The 8,931-nt window shown below is 36.4% G+C and carries 9 protein-coding genes; 7 read left to right on the top strand and 2 right to left on the bottom strand.

What is annotated here, in order from left to right; translation table 11 throughout:
- The 4 genes from AC27FN_RS09855 to AC27FN_RS09840 form a co-directional block, all read left to right on the top strand.
- A partial coding sequence (locus AC27FN_RS09855) for a KUP/HAK/KT family potassium transporter (RefSeq protein ID WP_487167809.1) occupies window positions 1-1,951 on the top strand: 1,951 nt, incomplete at its 5' end.
- Window positions 1,952-2,334: 383 nt separating this feature from the next.
- Complete coding sequence (locus tag AC27FN_RS09850; RefSeq protein WP_487167808.1) at window positions 2,335-2,772, top strand: MarR family transcriptional regulator; 438 nt, start codon at window positions 2,335-2,337, stop codon at window positions 2,770-2,772.
- Window positions 2,773-3,147: 375 nt separating this feature from the next.
- Complete coding sequence (locus AC27FN_RS09845; RefSeq protein WP_033615067.1) at window positions 3,148-3,702, top strand: recombinase family protein; 555 nt, start codon at window positions 3,148-3,150, stop codon at window positions 3,700-3,702.
- 669 nt (window positions 3,703-4,371) lie between these two features.
- Window positions 4,372-4,899, top strand: coding sequence for a hypothetical protein (locus tag AC27FN_RS09840; RefSeq protein WP_487167807.1), 528 nt, complete (start codon window positions 4,372-4,374; stop codon window positions 4,897-4,899).
- Window positions 4,900-4,982: 83 nt separating this feature from the next.
- Here the strand turns inward: AC27FN_RS09840 and AC27FN_RS09835 are convergent, their stop codons facing one another.
- Together AC27FN_RS09835 and AC27FN_RS09830 are read right to left on the bottom strand one after the other, a co-directional pair.
- Complete coding sequence (locus AC27FN_RS09835) at window positions 4,983-6,533, bottom strand: glycoside hydrolase domain-containing protein (RefSeq protein ID WP_487167806.1); 1,551 nt, start codon at window positions 6,531-6,533, stop codon at window positions 4,983-4,985.
- 101 nt (window positions 6,534-6,634) lie between these two features.
- Entirely contained in the window at window positions 6,635-6,862 is a 228-nt protein-coding gene (locus AC27FN_RS09830) for a hypothetical protein (RefSeq protein ID WP_071665542.1), read from the bottom strand.
- Window positions 6,863-7,050: 188 nt separating this feature from the next.
- On the opposite strand from AC27FN_RS09830, the gene AC27FN_RS09825 reads away from it, so the two are divergent.
- From AC27FN_RS09825 to AC27FN_RS09815, 3 genes are all read left to right on the top strand, one after another.
- Window positions 7,051-7,836: a ParA family protein gene (locus AC27FN_RS09825; protein WP_071665541.1), complete on the top strand. Its 786-nt coding sequence runs from the start codon at window positions 7,051-7,053 to the stop codon at window positions 7,834-7,836.
- Between the two features lie 50 nt (window positions 7,837-7,886).
- Complete coding sequence (locus AC27FN_RS09820) at window positions 7,887-8,090, top strand: hypothetical protein (protein ID WP_015474751.1); 204 nt, start codon at window positions 7,887-7,889, stop codon at window positions 8,088-8,090.
- A gap of 662 nt (window positions 8,091-8,752) precedes the next feature.
- Window positions 8,753-8,931: replication initiator protein A (locus AC27FN_RS09815; RefSeq protein WP_487167810.1), on the top strand; the 179-nt coding region annotated here is incomplete at its 3' end.

Genomic DNA, 8,931 nt, shown 5'->3' with positions numbered 1-8,931 from the left:
GTATGTTATGAATGCATTGATTGGTGACGCCGGTAAAATGGGAAATATTTCTCCCAATTACGTGATTGGATCGATCTCGTTGATTTTTTGGACATTAATGATCATTACAACGTTGAAGTATGTTGTCATTGCAATGCAAGCCGATAATAAGCGTGAGGGCGGAATTTTTGCTTTATATGCATTGGTTCGAAAAAATTCAAAATGGTTAATTTGGCCAGCCTTGATTGGTGGGGCGGCCATTTTGGCCGATGGAACATTAACTCCTGCAGTAACTGTGACTTCAGCCATTGAGGGATTAAAAAAACAACACCTTGGCCCTGTGGTGTTTAGTAATTCTCAACATAACGTCTTGATTATCACAACAGTTGTTCTACTCGTATTATTTATGATTCAACGTTTTGGAACAGGTGTGATTGGGAAATCCTTTGGACCAGTGATGATTTTATGGTTTGGCTTTTTGGCTGTCTTTGGAATCGTTAATCTAATCAATTATCCAATGATATTGAAGGCTATTTCTCCTTATTATGCAATTAGGATACTATTCAGTCCAGTTAACAAAGTGGGAATCTTTATACTTGGAAGTATCTTTTTGGCAACCACAGGAGCAGAGGCTTTATATTCCGATATGGGTCACGTTGGCAAGCAGAATATTTATGTAACATGGCCACTAGTATATAGTACCCTATTTTTAAATTACTTAGGTCAGGGTGCTTGGATAATTAGACATGCAGGTGATACTGCTTACAGGAACTTATCGAACTTAAATCCCTTTTATGAAATGCTCCCCGGAACTTGGCGCCTAGTTGGCATTTTGCTAGCCACACTCGCTGCAATTATTGCCTCTCAAGCGTTGATTACGGGTTCTTACACTTTAGTCGATGAAGCAATTGGCTTAAAATTTTTACCTAGAATGGTTATTAGACATCCAAGTAATATAAAAAATCAAATTTATATTGCAACTGTTAACTGGATACTATGTATAATAACAATTAGTGTAGTCTGGTTCTTTGGTAGTTCACAAAAAATGGAGGCCGCGTATGGTTTAGCGATCACTATTACCATGCTTATGACTACTGTGCTTTTGCATGAATTCTTAAAGAAACACCTGGCTAAGGGAACAGCACTTATAATTGCCTTGTTTTTTGGTTTTATTGAGTTAATCTTTCTAATTTCAAGTTTGGTTAAGTTTATTCATGGCGGTTATGTTACGTTAACAATCATGTTGGGCATTCTTTATATTATGTGGCTTTGGTACTTTGGAAATAAACGAAGAGAACATTATGAGAGAGAAAGCGAGTATGTTTCACTTCTTGACTATCGTGATCAACTCTCTAAATTAAGCGCAGACAATACAGTACCTTTGTTCACGACTAACTTAGTGTATATGACTAAAATTAAGGGTGATTACCAAATTAAGCGTAGTACCATGTATTCTATTCTCGACAGACAACCTAAAAGAGCTAAAGTTTATTGGTTTGTTACAGTCAATGAAACCAATGCACCTTATGAAAGTAATTATACAGTTGATTTACTTGAGACGCATAATGTTGTTAACGTTCAATTTTACTTAGGGTTTAAGAAATCTCAATCCGTTAGTGTCTATTTACATCAAATTGTAAATCATCTAGTGGAACAAGGTATTTTTGAACCACAAATACCCACGTATTCAACAGAGCGACAACGGAAAGTCGGCGACTTTAAGTTTGTTATTATAAAGGAACAACCAGCAGATTTAATTGTCAATGATAAGTTAAGCTCGTTAGATAGAAGATTGATTGGCGGGCGCATCTATTTGCAGAAAATTACGGCCTCACCTATTTCATGGTATGGTTTGGAGTTTAGCAATGTCATAGAAGAAAGTTCTCCGTTATTTATTACTCAAGATCAGGATCAATACTTAATCCAAAAGAAAATTTATCATCGAGGCAGATTAAGTAAGACTGAAAAATGAGTATGCAGTAGTTTAAGTGCAACAACTAAGTTAGAAAAATTATATTTAGTTTTAGGTAGATTGTAAAATTAACCTTCAATGCATATTAATAATATTTCTAACGTTCATAATGAGTTTGAATCAATTTATTATAATAAGAATTATAAATAGTTTATCGACAGATTTTAGAGTTTCTATTAACCCGAGCCAATCAACGATGCTGCTAAGCCGGTTCAGGCTGGTCAAACAGAGGCTACTAATTTTGTAGATCAATGGTTGCCTCGAACTGATGAAACTGACCAACGACATATGACACTGAGGGGCTTATTACTATTAGCCATGAGTAGTTTGTTATAACTCTTCGGAATGACTAAGCGGCAGTACAAAGAATAGGATGATATTATATGGTAAATCATCAGCAAATTAAGAACCAGTTTGAGAGCTTAACAACCCTGCAAGCTATTCAGAATCAGGCATACCAGATGTTAGTGCAAGGACTGGCCAAAACTGACTTTTCAATGCGTGAGTGGGGAATATTAGTCTATCTTGAACAACATGGGCAAGCTACTGCTAGTGAATTAGCTGATGCATTCACGGTCACGCGCACACTAATTTCCAGGAATACTTGGCGATTGATTCAAGATAATTTAATTCAATCACAAGTGAATCCAAATGATCGACGAATTGTTTGGCTATCTTTGACTGTTAATGGCCAAGAAAGGGTCCAGGAAGGTGTTCGGCAAGTGCAAGCGAACTTAAAAGCTTTCAACCAGAGTCACAATCTGGAGAAGTTGGCTAAATATGTGGAAGCTTTGTCACAACAACTGGCTAAGATAAATTAAAAGTTTTTCAAAGTAAGTAAAGATGCCTTAATGTAAATAAAGATCGGTCCGTTAAAACCCTTGGGGTTGAGCAGGCCGGTCTTTTATTGAAGTGAAGCAAATTTAAACATTAAGATTATTTTTGGCTCGTGACAATAATTATTTTGTATACCCAAGTAATTAATCGAGCGCTGCAAGTATCAAAGTGTCTCCCCGTTAAAGGGCTTAGATATATTAGATGCAATTTTTTGGACGTCTTGAATATATAATGAGTAAAGTGTTTAGATAGAACAAGTCAGGTCACAACTTAACAGTTGTGGCCTCTTTTTTGATACTGTATAATTAAAGGGTTAGAACCGTGTCATTACTTAATGACATAAGTAAGGAGAGAAAAAGATGAAATATGGCTATGCGCGGGTCAGTACCACTGATCAAAAATTAGCAAATCAAATTGAGTTACTAAAATTGGCAGGAGCAGAAAAAATCTTTCAGGAAAAGTTTACCGGCACAACTACTGAACGACCGGAGTTTCAAAAACTGTTGCGCGCTCTAAAAACAGGTGATACTTTGATTGTCACTAAGCTGGATCGGTTTGCACGGAACACGCGCGAGGCATTAGCCATTATCCAAGAGTTGTTTAAAGAAAATGTCAAAGTCAACATTTTGAATATGGGCTTAATTGACAATACGCCGACTGGCCAATTAGTCTTTACAATATTTAGCGCCTTTGCGCAGTTTGAACGCGATATGATTGTCACGCGCACACAAGAAGGTAAATTGTATGCCAAGCAACATGATCCGTTGTTTCGGGAAGGGCGACCGAAAACGTATTCTGATGAACAGATCAGATTTGCTTATGAGTTGCGAAAACAAGGCATGACTTATAAGATGATTGAACGAAAGACGGGGATTAGTAAACGCACGCAACAGCGAAGGTTTAAGTCGATTTAAAAATAGGTGTTTTAAGAATTGACTGTTTAATTAATCACGTACAACGGGGATTGCCGCTTTATTAAACAGTTGTGAGAGAAATTTATTTAGGGATTTTAGGCACTATTTATACCTGTTGTGCTATTGAGGTTAGTTGTGATAAGGATTAATTTGTACTACAAAAGGCCTACTCAATTGTTAGTTGAGCAGGCCTTTTGTGGGTATTTTGATTAGAGCTATTAACCCTATGCTAATTATAAGGCTTAGCTTTCAAATGGAACATACTATTATCCAAATTATGATTTGTTAAGGTGGTGTTGTCATAGGGTAGATTGCAAATTTAATCCGAATAAGTCCGATAGTTTTCAATGGCCGTTGATTAATAGGTTCAAGTGCTGCTATGATCTCATTAATTGTTACATGGTTAAAGTTGGACTGTTTGAGAAAAACCAACATAACCATCGATTAAAAGATTCATTAGCAACCTACATCTATAAATAGTATGATACCATGTCATTTATAGATGTAGTCGGCTATTGTGGCCCAAATTAATAAATACCACGTTGGCGCCAACTGAATTAACTATTAAAATTTCGGTGGTTAAAATCAGCAATAGTATAACTCTAACATTCACGATAAGTAACTACCAGCGACTGGATAAGTGTACCTTTTTAAGGAGGCCCAAAATTGATGTTACCATTATTGATCTTATTAGTTGAGTTTGTTTTACTCATATTTCTTGGTAAGATTCGAAAAAAAATTATGGACTATACAAGATCAGACGAGCTATATTTTTGGGGACTTTTTCTAAGAAAGAACGACTCCCGTCGCAAAATGAGGCAGCTCAAGAAAAAAGTTCTTCAAACGTATCGTAGAAGTTCCCTAAAAAACGAACTACTCTTCTGGTTAGAATTTACAGTGGCTAAAGGTTGTTTTTATGGTTCACTCATATGGAGCTTTTACGTAATTGCTTTCGGAAATAGCAGAACCCCATTCTGGCCAGCCATTATAGGCTTTATAATGGCAATTCCACCTGCAATAGCACTTCCCCAACAACTGTATGATTTTTGGAAACAACAACCTATTTGGCATGAGCACCCCATTGAAAAACAAGCTTTCCTACTACCAAACGAACAGGACCACAAAGATTTAGTTGGGTACCATTTGCAATCCTACTCCGCATTGTTCGTCATGGCAATTATAGGATTTCTAGTATAGGAATCTGAGCGTTAAAAAAGACAAGGTGAGAAACTAATTTTGGTTTCTCACCTTGTCTTTTTTTATCTAAATTTTTCTTTAATCTATACTTTATTATTTGTTAAGAAATTTGTAGCAAGCGCTACAAATGCTGCGGCAACACCCGTAGCGGGCGATGAACCAGCAACTACAGCTCCGATTGCAATAATTGCGGCCATCACAAACATAGCTCTTACCGTTATCTCAAGTGATTCTGCAGGATCGTAGGTAGGCCAGTTATCGAAGTCGCTCTTATTGAAAGTAACATCAATTTCAATTGTTAAGGTCTCACTTAATGAGCCTTTTTCAACTTGATAGACATAATATTTCAACTTAAAACTAAACTCACTGTCCTTACTATCATCAATTTCTAACTCAAAATTTCCTTTCTTTATTTTCTCTGAAATCCCCCATTTTCCAATACCATCAACAGTTAAATGCCCAATCCAATCTGGAAGTTTATACTTTGTTTCTAGAATAGCTGTTAGATCAGCTTCCGGTAATTCGTTATTTGAAATAGTCACAATGTTTGAACTTGATTTATCAGCTACTTCATTAGTAGCAAGCCAGGTAACCTTAAACGGCCCAATAGTTTGAACGTATTTCCCACCAATTTGCAGGTTCGTATTCCCTAAAATATATTTAAGCGCTTCATCAGCGGTGACACCACCTGTACTTTTAAATTTTTTAGTCCCACTATCACGACCAGATGATGCATCTTGGTCAATGTCAACACCAGAACCAGTAGTATACTCTACAAATTGATCGAAGCACCAATTCTTGGGCATTGGAAACCCGAGGTTACCGCTCCATCCATAAGACATATTAGCCACAAAGAAATTCGAAATTCCCATACTTTCTGCCGCATGTAGGCAAACATTCCGTGTCCCATATAACCCAGTTTTATAGCCTAAGTCAGTTAGTGATGCTCGTACGGCTTGCAAGTACGCAATAACCGTACCCTCGATGTCTCCATCCTGTAAATCTAAGTCCGCTGCAAAGTAGATCACGGTACCGTCTGGAAAGCCGAGCGCACGAGCCGCATATGCTGCTAGGTATGCGTCTTTAGTTCCTTGTGATTCAGTAAAATAACTAACTTCATACCCACCGTCCTCATAGATAGGAAAAATCGAAAAACCCGCAGCAGTTAATTTACTAATTTCATCAGATGTCAAGTTCTTGGCTTTTTTGGCACTACCCGTTCCGACAGATCCCGTTAAGTAACGGCCAACGATTGAAAAACCAGCTTGGTACAGCCGTTGAATCATACTAGTATCTGTCAGTTGGGTTGCGCAATCAAAGGTATTAGAATCTCGACCGGTATCACCATTACTAGTTAGAAGTCCTTTAATCACTCGCAAATCAGCTACGCCTGAATAAGTCGAGGCACTACTTAATGAGCCATCGGGTAAAATCATAAACTTCCTAAAAGCCACAATCTCATTTGCAACAGTAGTGCTGAAATACCCATCAAAGGCTCCAGACTGATAGTAGTTATTCACATAAAGCCCATACTGAATTAGTTTAACGATATTACCATGCTCGCCGACCTTGACAGTGGGCGTCAAAGCAATAGTTTGATTACCGTAATAACCATTGGCCTCACTGGGTGACATACCTTCGATAGCCTGGAGAGCATAGATTAGTGCCTCATTTGTGTCGCGCTGATAGATTCCATCACAAGGTCTAATACCAATATAACTCTCATAATTGGCATTTAACCATTGGCAGTAATACCAGCATCACTTTGTAATTTCTTAACTGCTGCTATCGTATCAGCCGAATAAACAGTTGAAAAATCATTTGGTGAAATTCCTTTGCACCAAAAGGCTCCTTGAATTAGCTTGGCAACATTACCTTTATAATTAAGCTTCAAATTTGCAACGAAGCCATCTACCGCCTTCCGGGTGGCATTACCAAACCCCTCACCTTGAATATCAACCATTACTACCTAACAATTGGCCATTTACTTATTTAAATCATTTCGGTGAGACCACAACCGACCAGAAGCTACTAGAAAGACGGACATTAGCAAACATACACAACAAAGAAAAAAACATGCTGTGCTATATTCAGTCATTGCATATCATATCATGCTATGATATGCTTTAACTGTAAACAAGGAGGCGCCCCATGAAAATAATTACTTTTTCTGCTATTAAGGGAGGGGTTGGCAAAACAACCTTAACTTTCAATTATAGTGAATGGCTGTCTAGCAAAGGCTATAACGTTTTGCTGATTGATAGCGACCACCAATGCAGTCTGACCCAAACCTATGATATTTATAAAGACCATGGCACCTTAGCTAACATTTTTACAAAAGATAGTGAAAAAGTAGAAATTATTGAATTGCACAAAAACTTATCAATTATTCCTGCTTCTATGAATTTAGATATGGTCAACAATGATCTTCAAACGAGAGCCAACAAAGAATTACTAATGTACATGTGGTTCTCAGACAATTATGACAAACTGAAAAAATTTGACTATGTATTAATAGACACACATCCGGATTTTTCGACAATCACGCAAAATATGATTGTAATTTCAGATTTAGTATTTAGTCCGATTGAACCAAGTGAATACGGTTTTATTTCCAAAAGTAATTTGGAATTAAGAATGGAACAATTAAAACAAGAAGTAATTAATGTTGAAAGTCGTAAAAGCTTTATCACAGCAGAACTAAAATTTATTGGAAATAGAATAAAACATAATACTAAATCTTCACATGAATTTGTGGAACAAATGAAAAAAGATTCCAGAACCATTGCCTTAATTCCTGAAAGAGAAGTATTCAATAAAACAACTCTTAATCATGAACCGCTGATCAACATGGAAAAAGGCAAAAGCTCAACTCCAAAAGCAAGGGAATTTTTTGAGAAAATTGACAAAATATTTGATACGTTTACTAAGCAATAATCATATCATGCTATGACATAGTGTGATATGCTATCGAAAGGATCAACATCATGGCATTTGAAGATAAAATGGACCAATTAAAAAACAGTATGAACAGCAATCCAATAACAAATGAACCTCCTACACCTAGAGTTTCAAAGTCTTATACTTTAAAACAAAACGTTGCTAATGAATTGGCCAGACGTGCCAAAGGAAAAGAGTTAACAGCTTCCAGATATTTAGAACAGCTATTGAAAAAAGAGTTCAATCTATAATTATGATCAGCCAGAAAATTCATAAGTACAACAGCAACTACAATAAATGTTACATTTTTTGGTTAATTTAATTAAAACATCGATTGAATAATATTTGCTAGTATATTCAATCGCTTGTTGGTTCCAAACTAAGATCTGGTAAAGTATACAAGATCAAATAATGTTGCTGGAAGATAAGCGCTATGCTAGACTAAAACTAATTTAACAACCGAATAGAAGATAAAGCTAAACAGAAAAAGTCCTTGATTCACGGGGAATCAGGGACTTTTGGTTTAGCAAGTAGCTATCAGACAGCTACTTAGATTCAGTCGATTTTAACTTGGCGGTGAAAATCGACTGAACATTGTTCTTAATTTGTAGGTTAATTATACCGCAAACCAGTCCTAGAGGACAAGTGAAGGATAGTTAAAAACAAATCAAAGCCAATGGACTAAGTAGCTAACCGAAGCTATTTAGTCCATTTTTTGTTGTTAGAAATTAAAAAAGTTGCCGAATGGGCAACCAAGAATAGGCACATGCTGGTAAATTACAAAGCCCTCACGGCTAAATGAATGCTTTGTAATTTAGTTAAAGCATATCAGATTTGTATTTTAAAGCAAATCTAATGTTTTAGCAACTCTCTTTCGAGACAGTGTGTGTCAGTTGAGAAGGGAAGTTTTATAATGAATCAAACTAATTTCAATTTTATTGAGTCGGAAAAAGCTTATGCAACTCGTTTTTTCCAATTCCCACAGGTTTTAATTTATGGATCTCAATATAAGACATTAAGTGATAGTGCAAAATTAGGATATATGATTTTACACGATAGACTAGATTATTCATTGAAAAACAACTGGGTTGA

The sequence above is a fragment of the Furfurilactobacillus sp. W61-4 genome (assembly GCF_057545565.1).
Note: the sequence above shows the minus strand (reverse complement) of the source record. Positions and strands in the feature narration are given on the sequence as shown.